Source organism: Shewanella sp. A32, from assembly GCF_029167175.1.
Taxonomy (GTDB): Bacteria; Pseudomonadota; Gammaproteobacteria; order Enterobacterales; family Shewanellaceae; genus Shewanella; species Shewanella yunxiaonensis.
Window position 1 is genome coordinate 65,877 of record NZ_JARFTS010000016.1, and the last position, 13,128, is coordinate 79,004.

12 protein-coding genes are annotated in these 13,128 nt (G+C 50.2%); 4 read left to right on the top strand and 8 right to left on the bottom strand.

Annotated elements, in window-relative coordinates; translation table 11 throughout:
- The 5 genes from prpF to PY479_RS12310 form a co-directional block, all read right to left on the bottom strand.
- Entirely contained in the window at positions 1–1,200 is a 1,200-nt protein-coding gene (gene prpF / locus PY479_RS12290; protein ID WP_275483943.1) for a 2-methylaconitate cis-trans isomerase PrpF, read from the bottom strand.
- Entirely contained in the window at positions 1,200–3,797 is a 2,598-nt protein-coding gene (gene acnD / locus PY479_RS12295; protein ID WP_275483944.1) for a Fe/S-dependent 2-methylisocitrate dehydratase AcnD, read from the bottom strand. The genes prpF and acnD overlap by 1 nt, the downstream gene beginning before the upstream one ends.
- A 73-nt stretch (positions 3,798–3,870) precedes the next feature.
- Positions 3,871–4,995, bottom strand: coding sequence for a 2-methylcitrate synthase (prpC, locus tag PY479_RS12300; protein ID WP_275483945.1), 1,125 nt, complete (start codon positions 4,993–4,995; stop codon positions 3,871–3,873).
- 116 nt (positions 4,996–5,111) lie between these two features.
- Complete coding sequence (gene prpB, locus PY479_RS12305; RefSeq protein WP_212594661.1) at positions 5,112–5,984, bottom strand: methylisocitrate lyase; 873 nt, start codon at positions 5,982–5,984, stop codon at positions 5,112–5,114.
- A 20-nt stretch (positions 5,985–6,004) separates the two neighbouring features.
- Positions 6,005–6,739, bottom strand: coding sequence for a GntR family transcriptional regulator (locus tag PY479_RS12310; RefSeq protein ID WP_275483946.1), 735 nt, complete (start codon positions 6,737–6,739; stop codon positions 6,005–6,007).
- Positions 6,740–7,012: 273 nt separating this feature from the next.
- On the opposite strand from PY479_RS12310, the gene PY479_RS12315 reads away from it, so the two are divergent.
- Positions 7,013–7,501: a DUF523 domain-containing protein gene (locus PY479_RS12315; protein WP_275483947.1), complete on the top strand. Its 489-nt coding sequence runs from the start codon at positions 7,013–7,015 to the stop codon at positions 7,499–7,501.
- On the opposite strand, the gene PY479_RS12320 is transcribed toward PY479_RS12315, so the two are convergent.
- The 3 genes from PY479_RS12320 to PY479_RS12330 all read right to left on the bottom strand — a co-directional run bounded on the left by PY479_RS12320 (position 7,480) and on the right by PY479_RS12330 (position 10,226).
- The gene (locus tag PY479_RS12320; protein WP_275483948.1) at positions 7,480–8,415 is read right to left on the bottom strand and encodes an acyltransferase; all 936 of its coding nucleotides are present in this window, start codon (positions 8,413–8,415) and stop codon (positions 7,480–7,482) included. The genes PY479_RS12315 and PY479_RS12320 overlap by 22 nt on opposite strands.
- Positions 8,415–9,341, bottom strand: coding sequence for an acyltransferase (locus PY479_RS12325; protein WP_275483949.1), 927 nt, complete (start codon positions 9,339–9,341; stop codon positions 8,415–8,417). The genes PY479_RS12320 and PY479_RS12325 overlap by 1 nt, the downstream gene beginning before the upstream one ends.
- Positions 9,342–9,479: 138 nt before the next feature.
- The gene (locus PY479_RS12330) at positions 9,480–10,226 is read right to left on the bottom strand and encodes a DUF5020 family protein (protein WP_212596691.1); all 747 of its coding nucleotides are present in this window, start codon (positions 10,224–10,226) and stop codon (positions 9,480–9,482) included.
- Positions 10,227–10,666: 440 nt separating this feature from the next.
- On the opposite strand from PY479_RS12330, the gene PY479_RS12335 reads away from it, so the two are divergent.
- Genes PY479_RS12335 through PY479_RS12345 form a run of 3 tightly spaced genes read left to right on the top strand, consistent with a single transcriptional unit; the run spans position 10,667 to position 13,003 of the window.
- Positions 10,667–11,128: an NfeD family protein gene (locus PY479_RS12335; RefSeq protein WP_275483950.1), complete on the top strand. Its 462-nt coding sequence runs from the start codon at positions 10,667–10,669 to the stop codon at positions 11,126–11,128.
- A 22-nt stretch (positions 11,129–11,150) separates the two neighbouring features.
- Positions 11,151–12,068 carry a slipin family protein gene (locus tag PY479_RS12340; protein ID WP_212594655.1) on the top strand — a complete coding sequence of 306 codons (918 nt, stop codon included), beginning with the start codon at positions 11,151–11,153 and terminating at the stop codon, positions 12,066–12,068.
- Positions 12,065–13,003, top strand: coding sequence for a slipin family protein (locus PY479_RS12345; RefSeq protein ID WP_212594654.1), 939 nt, complete (start codon positions 12,065–12,067; stop codon positions 13,001–13,003). Before PY479_RS12340 ends, PY479_RS12345 begins: the two co-directional genes overlap by 4 nt.
- Positions 13,004–13,128 lie beyond the last annotated feature (125 nt).

Here is a 13,128-nt window from a genome sequence, read left to right on the forward strand (position 1 = left end):
TCAGTAAGACTGATAGTCTTCTGGTACTCTTACGGTGCCTTCCATCAGCACTCGAGCGCTACGGCTCATCATCACTTTATTAACTTGCCATTGGTCATTATGACACTCGGCTTCCGCGCCGACTTTAAGGGTCCCGGACGGATGACCAAAACGTACCTGGCCGCGTTCACCGCCTCCAGCTGCAAGATTCACCAATGTGCCGGGAATACAGGCCGCCGTAGCAATGGCGACGGCGGCCGTGCCCATCATGGCGTGATGCAGTTTGCCCATCGACAAGGCCCTGACCAGCAAGTCGATATCGCTGGCACTCACTTTTTTACCGCTGGACGCGACATAGCTGGCCGGTGGTGCGACAAAGGCAATCTTAGGCGTGTGCTGGCGGGTCTCGGCTTGCGCCAGTGAGTCAATCAGCCCCATTTTGATAGCACCATACGCGCGTAATAACTCAAAACGCGCTAATGCTTTGGCATCACCATTGACCGCTTCCTGCAGTTCAGTGCCGGTGTAACCGATGTCGCTGGCATTGACAAAAATCGTGGGGATCCCGGCGTTGATCAGCGTCGCTTTAAGTTTGCCACCCGCAACTAATTCGTCCGGCAATTCCAGTTCATCCACGAGGTTGCCGGTAGGAAACATGGCACCATCATCCCCCTCTTCTGCGGGGTCAAGAAACTCGATCTGCACTTCTGCCGCGGGAAAGGTCACACCATCAAGTTCAAAATCACCACACTCGACGACTTGTCCGTTGGCGACCGGAATATGAGCAATGATGGTTTTGCTGATGTTGGCCTGCCAGATACGTACGGTACAGATGCCGTTATCAGGTATGCGTTCCAGATCCACCAGACCATTACTGATAGCAAAGGCCCCGACCGCTGCGGTGAGATTGCCGCAATTGCCGCTCCAGTCAATAAAGGGCTTATCAATCGCTACCTGACCAAACAGGTAATCCACATCATGATCTGCGTGTTGACTGCGACTGAGGATCACGGTTTTGCTGGTGCTGGATGTCGCTCCGCCCATGCCATCAGTGTGTTTGCCATAGGGATCCGGACTGCCAATCACTCTTAGCAGCAGTGCATCACGGGCTGCTCCCGGTCGCTGCGCTGCTGGTGGCAAGTCCTGCAAGCGAAAAAACACCCCTTTGCTGGTACCACCTCGCATATAAGTGGCTGGGATTTTTATCTGTACTTTAGCCATTATGCTTGCCCCTGCTCCTGTAAAAAGTCCTGAGCAAAGCGTTGGAGTACGCCGCCAGCGTCATAGATAGCAACCTCTTCAGCGGTGTCCAAGCGGCACTGCACTGGCACTTCCAAAGTACTGCCATCCTGTTTATGTACCAGTAATGTTAGTTGGGTGCCTGGGGTACGCTCGCCCAATACGTCGAAGGTTTCAGTACCATCAATGCCCAACGTGTCGCGGTTAGTGCCGGGCAGGAATTGCAGTGGTAACACTCCCATACCGACCAGGTTGGTACGATGGATGCGTTCAAAGCCTTCTGCCACAATGGCTTCAACCCCGGCAAGTCGCACGCCTTTGGCGGCCCAGTCACGGCTGGAGCCCTGACCATAATCTTTACCGGCAATGATGCACAACGGCTGTTGGCGCTGCATATAGGCTTCAATGGCTTCCCACATCCGCACTTGTTTCCCTTCTGGTTCAATACGTGCCAGTGAGCCTTGGATGACTTTACCACTGCTGTCCTTGACCATTTCATTGAACAGTTTAGGGTTGGCAAAAGTTGCGCGCTGCGCTGTCAGGTGATCCCCGCGGTGGGTGGCGTAAGAGTTAAAATCCTCTTCGGGTAACCCCATTTTGGTCAAGTATTCCCCGGCGGCACTGCTAGGCAGAATCGCGTTGGACGGTGATAAGTGGTCTGTGGTGATGTTGTCACCTAATACTGCCAGTGGTCGCATGCCTTTCAAGGTCCGTTCACCGGCAAGTGCACCTTCCCAATAAGGGGGGCGACGGATATAGGTACTCATCGGCCGCCAGTCGTATAACGGATTGATATGGTCACCGTATTCCACTTTCAGGTCGAACATCGGTTCATAAACTTTGCGGAACTGCTCGGGTTTCACCGATTGTCGGATAATGGCATCGATTTCTGCATCATCCGGCCAGATATCTTTCAGGGTGACAGGCTGTCCCTGTGCATCCGTACCGAGTACATCCTTTTCGATGTCAAAACGGATGGTTCCAGCGAGCGCATAGGCCACTACTAGCGGTGGTGAGGCCAAAAAAGCTTGTTTTGCATAGGGATGAATACGGCCATCAAAGTTGCGGTTGCCAGAAAGTACTGCGGTGGCATACAGGTCTCGGTCGATAATCTCTTGCTGTATTTTGGGATCCAGTGCACCGCTCATGCCGTTACAGGTGGTGCAGGCAAAGGCAACAATGCCAAAGCCAAGTTGTTCCAGATAAGGTAACAGTCCGGATTCTTCCAGATACAAGGCTACCGCTTTGGAGCCAGGTGCCAATGACGTTTTCACCCAAGGTTGACGTACCAAACCTTTGTTAACAGCATTTCTCGCCAGCAGACCCGCGGCAATAACGTTGCGCGGATTGCTGGTATTGGTGCAGCTGGTAATCGCCGCAATAATCACCGCGCCATCCGGCATTAAATTGTCCAGATGTTCCACTTTGCCACTAATGCCTTTGGCGGCAAGATCGGCGGTGGCAACCCGTTTATGTGGGTTAGAGGGGCCAGCAATATTGCGGCCAACACTGGAAAGATTGAACTTGAGCACTCTTTCATACTGTGCATCTTGCAGTGTATCGGCCCACAGCCCGGCCTGTTTGGCGTAGGTTTCGACCAACTGTACTTGCTGCTCATCACGACCGGTCAGGCGCAGGTAATCGAGCGTCTGCTGATCAATTGCGAACAGGGCGGCAGTTGCGCCGTATTCGGGTGTCATATTGGCAATCGTGGCGCGATCGCCCAGCGTCAGGTGCGCTGCCCCCTCACCGAAGAATTCCAGATATGCCGAGACCACTTTTTCGTTGCGCAGAAACTCCGTCAACGCCAGTACAATATCGGTGGCGGTAATGCCTGGTTGCGGTTTGCCGCTCAATTCTACGCCTACAATGTCCGGTAGTCGCATCCAGGAAGCGCGGCCAAGCATGACACTTTCAGCTTCCAGACCGCCAACACCTACTGCTATCACCCCTAGTGCATCCACATGCGGCGTGTGACTGTCAGTGCCGACTAATGTATCCGGAAACGCCATCCCGTCCTTGGCATGGATCACCGGTGACATCCGTTCCAGGTTAATCTGGTGCATGATGCCGTTGCCCGGTGGGATCACATCAACGTTGCGAAACGCCGTCTTACACCAGTTGATAAAATGAAAACGGTCTTCGTTGCGGCGATCTTCAATGGCGCGGTTTTTTTCGAAGGCATCCTGTTCAAAGCCGGCATGCTCTACCGCCAGCGAGTGATCGACAATCAGCTGTGTCGGCACTACCGGATTGACTTTGGACGGGTCGCCACCTTTTGCGGCAATAGCGTCACGCAGACCGGCGAGATCAACCAGTGCTGTTTGACCAAGAATGTCATGACAGACCACGCGCGCTGGAAACCAAGGGAAATCCAGTTCGCGTTTGCGTTCAATCAATTGTGACAGATAGTCGTTAAGTTTCGCTGGCTCTGCACGCCGCACCAGATTTTCTGCATGTACCCGTGAGGTATAGGGCAAGGTGGCCCAAGCGCCTGGCTTGATAGCATCGACGGCCGCCGCCGCGTCGTAGTAGTGTAGGGAGGTGCCGCTTAGCGGCACACGGAAAGCTGTATTCATGGTGATACCACCCGTAATTCTGTTAGCTGTCGCGGACCATTAGTCCGCGATCACAAGCACTATTGTGGCCGGATTAACGCTGTTCAATTGGTGGAACTTCACGCGGTGCGACACCTACGTAATCGGCACTGGGTCGAATGATACGGTTGTTGGCGCGTTGCTCCATTACGTGAGCGGCCCAGCCTGTCAGTCGGGAACACACAAAAATCGGCGTAAACAGCTTGGTCGGAATGCCCATGTAGTGATAAGCGCTGGCATGGAAGAAATCGGCATTACAGAACAGCTTTTTCTCTTTCCACATTAACTCTTCGCAAGCCACTGAGACTTTATAGAGTCGTTCATCGCCAACTTCTTTTGACAGCTTTTCAGACCAGCCTTTGATGATGGCGTTTCGTGGGTCTGACTCGCGATAGATGGCATGACCAAAGCCCATGATTTTTTCTTTACGCTCCAGTTTGCCCAGCAGTGTGGCTCGGGCATCATCTTCGTCGCGCATATTCTGGATCAGTTCCATGGCGGCTTCATTGGCACCGCCGTGCAGTGGCCCACGCAGCGAACCTATCGCACCGGTGATGCAGGAAAACATATCCGATAAGGTTGAGGCACAAACACGGGCAGTGAATGTCGACGCGTTAAATTCATGTTCTGCATAGAGGATCAGTGATACATCTACCACCCGAGCAAACAAAGGTGAGGGCTTTTTGCCGTGCAGCAGGTGTAGGAAATGGCTACCAATCTGCTCGTCATCGGTCTCGGTGTCGATACGCACGCCATCGTGGCTAAAGCGATACCAGTAACAGATGATAGAGGGGAATGCGCCTAACATTCGGTCGGCAACATCATACTGTTCACTGAAGTCCTTTTCAGGTTCCAGGTTACCCAGCATGGAGCAACCGGTACGCATCACGTCCATCGGATGCGCATTCGCCGGGATCCGTTCTAACACCTCTTTCAGTGCCTGTGGTAAGCCGCGTAATCCTTTGAGTTTTTGTCGATAAGCCGCCAATTGTTCAACGTTGGGTAGTTCGCCGTAGAGGATTAGGTAAGCGACCTCTTCAAAACTGACGTTTTCAGCCAGATCTTTTACATCGTAGCCGCGATAGGTGAGTCCGGAGCCGGACTTGCCCACAGTACTCAGAGCCGTTTCACCAGCGCTTTGTCCGCGCAGGCCGGCACCACTCAGTTTCTTATCAGTCATCACTGCTTCCTCTATTCCGTTGAATGCTTTTATACCTTGGCAATTGCTTGCCTGTGTTCGGCGCCGCGTGCTGCCGTTCGCCCCCGCAATGGCAGCCCGCTGTGCGTTAACGCCGATTATTTGTTAAACAGCTGATCCAGCTTATCTTCGTATTGGTGATACCCCAGATAGTGGTACAACTCTTCACGGGTCTGCATGGTATCGACCACATTGCGTTGGTGCCCGTCGGCCACCAATGCTTGCATGACCTTCAGTGCAGCTTTGTTGGCAGCACGGAACGGACTCAGTGGGTACAGCACCATATCCACTCCCACTTCGGCCAGTTGCTCTTTATTGAATAATTCGGTTTTGCCAAATTCGGTCATGTTGGCGAGAATCGGTGCCTTGACCAGCTCCTTAAAGCGGACATATTGCTGTAGTTCAGTGAGTGCTTCAGCGAAAATCATGTCGGCACCGGCTTCAATATAAGCCGCGGCGCGCTCAATACCGGATTCCAGTCCTTCCACGGCTACGGCATCAGTACGCGCCATGATGACGAAATTTTCATCCTGGCGGGCATCCACGGCAGCTTTGATGCGATCGACCATCTCCTCAGTGCTGACCACCGCTTTATTGGGACGGTGACCACAGCGTTTTTGCGACACCTGATCTTCCATATGCACTGCGGCTACTTGGGCTTTCTCAAACTCTTTGATGGTGCGGGCAATATTGAAGGCGCCGCCCCAACCGGTGTCGATATCGACCAACAGTGGCAGTCCGGTAGCAGAAGTGATACGGCTGGCATCAATCAACACATCGTTCATGGATGTCATCCCCAGATCTGGCAGGCCATAGGAAGCATTTGCTACCCCAGCACCAGAAAGGTAGAGAGCCTGAATGCCACATTGTTCTGCCATTAAGGCAAAGTAGGCATTGGTGGTCCCAACGATCTGCAGAGGTTTGTTATTGGCCACGGCCTGGCGGAATTTCAATCCGGCGCTAGATTTCATGTGTCTCTCCTTTTGTCGCTTCAGGATAGTGCCAACGGCTTACCCGCTGGGGGCTGCGCCTGAAGCTGTTTCAATCTTTGTTCAGTATTCTGTCGTCCTTGCTCGATATGACGGCGCATCAGCAATCCGGCAAGTTCGGCATCGTGTTGGGCAATGGCTTCAACGATGCGGCGATGTTCGGCGATGGCTCTGACTGGACGGCGGCTATTGTTGGTACATTGATAACGGTACATCCGTAACAGATGATAGAGACCGCCCATCAGCGTTTCCTGTAAATGACGGTTACCACTGGCCTGGATGATTTGATAGTGAAAATCCACATCGCCTTCCTGCTGAAAGTAGCTGTCACCGTTTTCCAACGCAGCTTCCTGACGTTCTAACAGCTGCCACAGGTTATTGAGTTGTGCTTCGGTGATGCGTTTAGCGGCCAGTTCACAGGCCATTACTTCCAGTGTGCTGCGTAGTTCATACAGGTCATTAAGTTCTTCAACGGTCAGTGCCGCAACGCGTGCGCCGATATGCGGTACTCGCACCACCAAACGCTGACGCTCCAGCAATTGCAACGCTTCTCGTGTGGGTCCACGGCTGATGCCATATTTTTCAGCCAAAGCCTGTTCATTGATTTTGCTACCTGCAGGCAGCTCACCTTTGATAATGCTGGTTTGGATCTGCACCAGTACTTGTTCCACCAAAGTGAGACCTTTTTCCTGAGGTACAATGTCCAGCAATTCCTGAGGTGATAGCGGCTGTCCCATGAGCTGTCCTGTCGATTAAATGTGCGTTGACCTTAAATTTAGCAGCTTAAATTGTCAACAATATGAGGTTTAGACGTAAGTCTAACAAAATTATCTAATAAACATAAAAGCATTATTAAACAGATAATTAGTTTAATTTTAAGGCTAAAAAATATTCAATATATTAAGCGGGTGCTGATATGATTTGTAGACAATATTTGAGATTGCGATAACTGCACCTGTACTTGATGCCTGTTACAATCAAGGCGGTTGGTAACATGGGATAGCCGATAAATGAACGACAAAATTCTGGTAAGTGCTTGCTTGATGGGCGAAAAGGTACGCTATGACGGCCAAGATAATTTATTAAACGACCCGCGTATGGCGCTGTGGCGGCAACAGCAGCGCTTGGTCGTGATGTGTCCAGAAATTGCTGGTGGCTTAGCAACGCCCAGAGCGCCTGTTGAACAGCTTGGCGTTCGCGTGTTAACCGTCGATGGCGAGGACGTTACTGAGGCATTTCAACGAGGCGCGATGCAGACGATAAATTTGGCAAGGCAACAACAGGTGGTCATGGCCATTTTGAAAGCGCGCAGTCCTTCCTGTGGTGTCGGACAAGTGTACGATGGTAGTTTTAGTCGTCATCTCAAGGTTGGCGACGGTGTTACTGCCGCAGCATTGAAAAGCGCCGGTATTGCAGTGTTTTCTGAACTTGAGTTAGATGCCGCCGCTACCTGGTGGCAACGGCGGTACGGGGAATCTCAGGATATGACTTTGTCCTGATAACTTTCGGCTGTCGCTTGATGTTGTGCCAGAAGTTCTGTGATCTGCGTGTCCTTGGCTTCCCAGATCTGATTGAGCCAGCGCTGAAACGCCACGCGATACTCTGGCTCATTAAAGTACTGTTCCGCGTCGACTTGTGGTACCGGCAGTGCTTCAACGCGAATGACTATCTTGTGTACCTTGCCGTGCATCACCGCATTGAGAATATCTTTGGGGGCATCGGGGTAAACCACGGTAACGTTTAGCAGCGCATCAAACTGTTCGCCCATGGCGGACAGGGTAAAGGCAATACCGCCAGCTTTTGGTTTAAGCAGATGCTGGTAGGGCGAGTTCTGACGTTTACGCTTGGCTTCAGTAAAACGACTGCCTTCCACGTAATTGATGATAGAGGTCGGCAGGTATTTAAATTTCTCACAAGAGCGTCTGGTGGTGGCCAGATCTTTACCTTTCAACTTAGGATTTTTTTTCAGTTTCTCTGGACTGGTGCGGTTCATAAACGGCATGTCCAACGCCCAGCAACCGAGACCCATCAATGGGATATATAACAGTTCCTTTTTCAAAAAGAACTTCAACATTGGAATGTGATTGCGAAAAATGTAAGTTTGCGCCGCTATATCGAAACCACTCAGGTGGTTACTGACCAGCAAATACCAACCATCTTTGCGCAGATGTTCTACGCCTTTAACATCCCACTCTACTTTGGCGATCAGATGCAAAATTCCGCCGTTCCAAGTCGCCCAACCCCACATAAAAGTATTCATCAGTCGGGTGACCGAGACTTGCCACGGACGCCATGGCAATATCAGCTTAAATAGTCCGCCAATACAAACCAAAGAACTCCAGAGAATAGTGTTTAATATCAATAAAGTAGAACTTAAAACAAATAACACAGAACTGGGCAGAAAATGCAGCATCAGGCATCTCCTTTGGCTTGTGCTTGTAAGCGCTCAAGCACGTCGTCTTTGTGGTGCCAAATCTGATTTAGCTGCTCCTGAAAGTGTTGTTTGAACTCGCGATCATTCATGTAATCGCCGCGCATATCCTGCGTGATCTCCTGCAGTTCAACGTGCACGTATACTTCTGGAAGATGGCCGCTGATGTATTCCCAGAAGGTTGGCCGCTTCTGCGGATAATAAATGGTGACATCCAGCAATTTATGGATTTGCTCACCCATTGCGGACAATGCAAACGCTAGGCCGCCAGCACGGGGGCGCAACAGGTGACGATAGGGGGAATTCTGCCGCTGATGTTTGGCCGGACGAAAACGGGTGCCTTCTACAAAGTTCATGACACTGACCGGGCTGTGTTTAAACTTGGTACAGGCTTTACGGGTGATTTCTATATCCTTACCACGCAGCTTGGGATTCTTTTTCAGTTGTGCGGTGGTATAGCGCCGCATAAATGGGAAATCCAGTGCCCACCAGGCGAGTCCCAATACTGGAACATAAATAAGCTGTTGTTTCAGAAAAAATTTTAGGAACGGGATTTTACGGTTTAGCAGCCGTTGTAGCACCAGAATATCCACCCAGCTCTGATGGTTGGCAATGACCATATACCACTCGTTAACGGATAACGCTGGCATGGCATCAACATGAATTTTGAGCGGATGAAACAGCTTTTCAATAATGCCGTTGGTACTGATCCAGCCTGTGGCGCAACGATCCAGAAAACGACGACAGCCCTGCTGGAGTTGTTTAATGGGGAATAACAGTTTCACCAGACTGCCTAACAATATAGGAATACACCACAGTAGGGTGTTGATGACGTAACAGCAAAAGGCTAGACAGCCGCGGATGAAATACAACGTATAGACTCCGTCACAGGATGGAAATTTGGCCACTTATGTTACCCGCAGATAGCTTCATGCTCAATCCACAGACCTAGGAATGTGGTCATTCCAACAATGATTGGCCATTTAGGACAATAAAAAACCCGGCGTTGTGATAACGCCAGGTTTCTCAATGCATGAACGCCGATATTAGAAGTGATACTTCACGATGACGGAGTAGGTATTCTGGTCAACGCCATCTACGCCGTACTTGTTCTTCCAGTAATCGTATTCGATACCTACCATCAGACGGTTTTTCTGAGCTGCGCCGAAAATAATGGCACCCAAATCGTATTTAATCTGTGGATTAAAATGGAGGTTAGTTTTGTAGCCCTGATCGCCATCGGAAGCGAAAACCCAGTCCATGAAGCCATCAAACACGATGTTGCTGTCGCCAACCGGAAAGTCCATACGCCAAACTGGGGTGAACTGCCAACCACTGCTATTGTTATTATTGGCATCACGACGATAAGTATTTAACTGCAGGTATGAGAAATAAGGCGCTTTGAAGTCAAGGCCAATACCATAAAGCATGCTCTCGACATCACCTTCACCGTGCTCATAAGTCAGTGCCAATGAAACATCAGTAATTGCACCATAACCAACTTGCTGTCCCAGAATTTTGCTGGCGCTGAAGCGGGGTGAAATTTCACCATAGTTAGTATTGGAATCGCCGTAAGAATCATCCATGTGAATGAAATCGTGGAACAGGAACCAGTCGCCATATTTCCATGCACCGGCAGATTCAATAGTCGCGGTGGTTTGTTCATCGGAAGGCGCCAGTTTGTAGTCATCACCGTAAAGTACAGTGACGCTGGTATCTGTCCACTGCAGCAGATCATCACAGAAGGCTTGTGGTGACAGCAACAGTGCCAGAAGCAGGCAGGTTTTTTTCATCATCGGTTTCCCTAGTTGTAGAGTAAAAAGCAATACAGTTGTTACTACCGGAATAGATTTCCATCGGTGCAGCATCACGCTGTCTATCAACTAAATCCAATGCGCTGCACCCGGTTTAAAAAACTTGGGAAATATAGGGAAAAACGTCGTCGGACTCAAAGGATTTTTGCATTTTGACCAGTTTTTGGTGGAAACCTATTAACACAATGATAAATAGCATTATTTTTGTAAAATTCAGAAATTAGCCAGCTGCATTGTGCCTTCTGAGAACTAAAAGATGCTGAAATTGTGATCTTGTTGTCCTTTCTGCTGCTAATTCAATCAACATATGTGTGGCAAGCCTATTCAGTTTTATTTCATTCTTTGACATATTATGTCGCAATTGTAAAAGACTGTTGATATAGTGAAACGGTGAAGACCAAATTTCGAGGGGAAAGAATATGATGTCTTCTGATGCTGTGTGGTACTGGCTTATAGCCGGTGCCGTGCTGATGTTGGCTGAGCTGGTGATCCCTGGCGGCATCGTGGTGTTTCTTGGTGCAGCGTGCGTGGTGGTCGCTGGGGCAATCTGGACCGGCATAGTGCATGGATGGGTACAGAGTCTGACACTGTGGTTTATCACTTCCATTATTTTATTGCTGAGTTTCCGCCAAATTACCCAACGCATGATGGGCGGCGATTCTCACGTAGATAATACCGATGAGGAGCTAGACATCTACAACCAACAGGGGCAAGTGAAGGAAACGATTGGCCCAGGCGAAAAGACCGGACGTATTACTTTTCAAGGGACCGATTGGCCTGCGTTAGGGGATGGTAGCGTGATACCAATAGGCGCTCGGGTCAGAATTATTTGCCGCGAGAATATTGCCTTAGTGGTGGAACCGTTACCGGACGGTGAGTGAAACAACAAACAGGAAGGACCTTATGTTTGCGTTTACCATTCTGATCCTATTTGTAGGATTCATCTTATACAAACTGATGCTCATCGTACCGATGCGCGAAGTGCACGTTATTGAAAGACTTGGAAAGTTTCGTACTGTGCTGCAACCAGGCTTTCATTTCTTGATTCCGTTTTTTGACCGCGTTGCTTACCGCCACGATACCCGTGAGCAGGTACTGGACGTGCCACCACAGAGTTGTATCTCCAAAGACAACATTCAGCTGGAGGTCGATGGGTTGGTTTACCTGAAGGTAATGGACGGCAAGCTCGCTAGCTATGGTATCGAAGACTATCGAATGGCCGCAGTAAACCTGGCTCAGACCACCATGCGTTCTGAGATCGGCAAACTCAGTCTCAGCGAGACCTTTTCTGAACGCGAACGACTGAACGAGGCCATTGTCCGTGAGATTGACAAAGCTTCTGATCCCTGGGGGATCAAGATGCTGCGCTATGAAATTAAAAACATCAGCCCGTCCCGCCATGTGATCCATACGCTGGAAAAACAGATGGAGGCTGAGCGGCGTAAGCGCGCAGAAATCACTCTCGCCAATGCCGAAAAGGAAGCGATGATTAATATGTCGCAGGGTGAGCGTCAGGAGGCGATCAACATCTCCGAGGGGCAAAAGCAGAAACGTATCAACGAAGCTATGGGTACCGCGCAGGAAATTGCGATTGTTACCAATGCCCAAGCGCAGGCGATGGCTTTGGTGGCACAAGCCCTAGCAACTGAGGGCGGCAAGGATGCGGTGAATATGCAGCTAAAGGAGCAATTTATCGAGCAGATCGGTGAAGTGATTGCGCAGGCGGATATAGCCATCGTGCCGGCAGAGTTGGCGAAGATGGAAGGATTCTTTGCGGGCATGGAACAGGTGGCCGATAGTGTGAAAGGAGCAAAAGCATGATCCCGACAGAATTTGATACCGATATACTGGTGCTGGTGATATGGGGCATTATTTTCCTGATTTTCATTGTAAATCTGTTCCGTTCTATTCGATTGGTGCCAACTAAGTCTGCCTATATTGTCGAACGGCTGGGCAAGTACCACGCAACACTGGATGCAGGATTCCACGCGCTGATCCCTTTTGTGGATAATGTGGCTTATATCCATGATCTGAAAGAGGAAACCATTGATGTTCCGCCGCAGGAATGCTTTTCCAGTGACGAAGTGAATGTGGAAGTGGATGGGGTGATTTACCTGTCAGTGGTGGACCCAATCAAAGCCAGCTATGGTGTTACCGACTACCGCTTTGCCGCAATCCAACTGGCACAAACGACTACTCGCTCGGTGATAGGAACGTTGGAACTAGACCGAACCTTTGAAGAGCGAGACCTTATCAGCGCCAAAGTGGTTGAAGTGTTGGATCAGGCCGGCGCATCTTGGGGTATTCGCGTGCATCGTTACGAAATCAAAAATATTACCCCGCCAGAAACAGTTAAAAACGCCATGGAGATGCAGGTTAATGCGGAACGTGAACGGCGGGCGCTGCTCGCCAAAAGTGAGGGCGATAAGCAGAGTAAAATTAACCGTTCTGAAGGGGTGAAACAGGAGATGATTAACCTGTCAGAAGGGGAGATGCAGCGCCGTATTAACGAGGCTGAAGGTAAAGCACAGGAAATCCTAGCTTTGGCACAAGCAACGGCGGAATCCATTGAAAAACTGGCGGCAGTGATCAGTGCGCCCGGTGGCCGTAACGCGCTGCGAATGCAGTTGGGCGAACAGTATCTGGGCAAACTCAATAAATTAGGTAAATCCGGGAGCCGGGTGGTCCTGCCTGCAAATCTGATAGACTTCCAACAGTGGATGGGTGCCATTGGTTTGGAAGAGGAGCAGTCATAGCTCCATTACACAACAAAAAGGCCGCTAATTGCGGCCTTTTTTGACTTAACTGTCCCGTCCTGAAATACGTTGACATAAAGAGGACTTCTTTATGGCGACATCAACTAACTCAAGCCGTAAGCGCA

Bases quoted from the DNA above. Each gene is read 5' to 3' on its own strand.
- prpF (WP_275483943.1), bottom strand. From the start codon at position 1,200: ATGGCTAAAGTACAGATAAAAATCCCAGCCACTTATATGCGAGGTGGT.
- acnD (WP_275483944.1), bottom strand. From the start codon at position 3,797: ATGAATACAGCTTTCCGTGTGCCGCTAAGCGGCACCTCCCTACACTAC.
- prpC (WP_275483945.1), bottom strand. From the start codon at position 4,995: ATGACTGATAAGAAACTGAGTGGTGCCGGCCTGCGCGGACAAAGCGCT.
- prpB (WP_212594661.1), bottom strand. From the start codon at position 5,984: ATGAAATCTAGCGCCGGATTGAAATTCCGCCAGGCCGTGGCCAATAAC.
- PY479_RS12310 (WP_275483946.1), bottom strand. From the start codon at position 6,739: ATGGGACAGCCGCTATCACCTCAGGAATTGCTGGACATTGTACCTCAG.
- PY479_RS12315 (WP_275483947.1), top strand. From the start codon at position 7,013: ATGAACGACAAAATTCTGGTAAGTGCTTGCTTGATGGGCGAAAAGGTA.
- PY479_RS12320 (WP_275483948.1), bottom strand. From the start codon at position 8,415: ATGCTGCATTTTCTGCCCAGTTCTGTGTTATTTGTTTTAAGTTCTACT.
- PY479_RS12330 (WP_212596691.1), bottom strand. From the start codon at position 10,226: ATGAAAAAAACCTGCCTGCTTCTGGCACTGTTGCTGTCACCACAAGCC.
- PY479_RS12335 (WP_275483950.1), top strand. From the start codon at position 10,667: ATGATGTCTTCTGATGCTGTGTGGTACTGGCTTATAGCCGGTGCCGTG.
- PY479_RS12340 (WP_212594655.1), top strand. From the start codon at position 11,151: ATGTTTGCGTTTACCATTCTGATCCTATTTGTAGGATTCATCTTATAC.
- PY479_RS12345 (WP_212594654.1), top strand. From the start codon at position 12,065: ATGATCCCGACAGAATTTGATACCGATATACTGGTGCTGGTGATATGG.